This is a genomic window from Lutibacter sp. B1 (assembly GCF_012524075.1).
Lineage (GTDB): Bacteria > Bacteroidota > Bacteroidia > Flavobacteriales > Flavobacteriaceae > Lutibacter.
In genome coordinates this window covers 1-2,027 of sequence record NZ_JAAZUI010000074.1, presented here as the reverse complement: position 1 = coordinate 2,027, position 2,027 = coordinate 1, and the positions used below count along the sequence as shown (strand labels likewise).

Below are 2,027 nucleotides of genomic sequence, written 5' to 3'. Positions count from 1 at the left end.
ATAACAAAAAACGTCTACACTCTTCTTTGGGATATAAAACCCCTTATGAAGTAGAACAAGAATTTTATCAATTTAAATATGTAGCTTAGGTCTTAAAAAAATTGTCCGACTTTTTGTTGCAAGTCCATGAGCTAGAAAATTCATCAACATACCTTTCGTCTTGGGAATTAAAAGACGTTAATTCTAAATTTGATAAACACGAGTTGTACGAGGAAACCTCAGACGCTATAAAGCAATATTTGAAATTTCTCGATGAAGACGAACAGATAGACGATGGACTCAAAAAGACAAACAAGGCCTACAAGAAAATAGATGAAAAGCGATCTGAAAATTCTTCTCTAATTAAAGGTTTAGAGGCAAGCATAAAAACGATTTTAATTCCAGAAATTAATGAAGATGTTCAGCAATTAGCAACAAAGTATAACTACGAAGCAAAAGATGTAGATGCTTTTGAGGGTTTAAAAACAACACTAAATCAACAAAAGAATTTTTATGACGATTTTGTTACAACCCTACATAAAGAGTTAAAAAATGAAATTGCTGTTGAAAATTTGAAATTTGAAGATAGAGCTATAGATGTTTTTAAGGCTGATTTGCATAAAATAATTGACGACCATCCAAAAATTATTTTAGAAACTAGTACGGAAATCAGTGAACTTTCTTCAGAGGCACTAGAAGAAAAAGATATACTCAATGCAGAATGTCAAAGGCAATACAATCATAAATATGTTTTAGTTATAAAGGAATTTTTGAAGGAAAAGGCGAATCGCTATTTAGAAACAGATGATTTTAAACAAATATGCTCAGAAATTCTACCACCAGAGATTTTTTCCGAAAAGGACTTAGAAGATGATGAAATCATCCCACGTATTAAAAAGCTGCTTGACGATATCAACATCAAGAATAAAAAGCTCAACATTAGAAAACTTCAAAAGTTAACAAGCATCGTTGATAAGGTAAATACGGAAGTAAGCGAGCAAATATATTACTCAAGGAAAATAAGAGATTTTATAGATGCAGATGACAAGACGATTACTGGCGGTCACAGGGCAAAATTGTCAATCATTTTTGAAAACAGTTATCCTAGAGGTTGGATGGAAGTTTTTATTGAAAAAATCCGTGAAGACATTAGAGTATCTAGTGAGAATAATCTATTCAATGATTTACAGGGTGTTTCTAACGAATTAGAAAAATATACATCTCTAGAAGAAAAAATGCAGGAAGCCTTTTATAGATGTGGTGGCTCTAAAAATTTAAAACCTAAGGTTTTAGAATTGCTCAATCCAAAATCATATTATGGATTAAACTTTACCATTCAATCCTTCCACGGAAAAACTAATCCTGGAAGCACAAGCCAAACTTATGCAGCAATTGCCCTGTTGTGTATTGCTAGACTGTCATTAATAAATAGAGGTGCTAAAGATAAAGTAAGGGATGGAATTAGGTTTATGCCAATCGATGAAGCAGCTGGACTAGGAAGTAATTTCGATATGCTTTACGACATTGCCAAAGCCAATGATTACCAGATTATATCGTTGTCAATTCAGCCTTATAAAGTTGATATGCTAAACCAGTATATCTATTTACTTCATAATAATTTAGAAGAATCTGATAAAGTGAATTACGAACCAGTTCCAATATTTGGGGATTTTGATAATAACATAAATTAACTAGACAGCGGTTAATTCGCGAACATCTATAATGAAGAAAAACATTGAATGGAAATATTTAATTGGTCTTAACCATTTGTACGAGAAGGATAGAACTAATCTTAGGATTGAGAATAATAGTTTTATTAAGCAAGTATTGATTAAGCAGAAAAAACTAATAAAACCCAAAATGGGTAATCCTAAAGTTTTGGAAGCTAAATATGGTTTTAAGGACTATTACGAAAAAGAATTGGAGTTGTTACCTTTACTCGGACACAAAATTTAAGACCGTTTGTTACAAAACAAATATCTTAGAAACATGAAAAAACGTATTTACAGTAAAGAGTTTAAAGATCAAACAGTTCGATTAAGTTATCA

1 protein-coding gene is annotated in these 2,027 nt (G+C 31.3%); it reads left to right on the top strand.

What is annotated here, in order from left to right:
- Nucleotides 1–113: 113 nt before the first annotated feature.
- Nucleotides 114–1,670 carry a hypothetical protein gene (locus HGB55_RS14805; protein ID WP_247649234.1) on the top strand — a complete coding sequence of 519 codons (1,557 nt, stop codon included), beginning with the start codon at nucleotides 114–116 and terminating at the stop codon, nucleotides 1,668–1,670.
- Nucleotides 1,671–2,027: the final 357 nt, after the last annotated feature.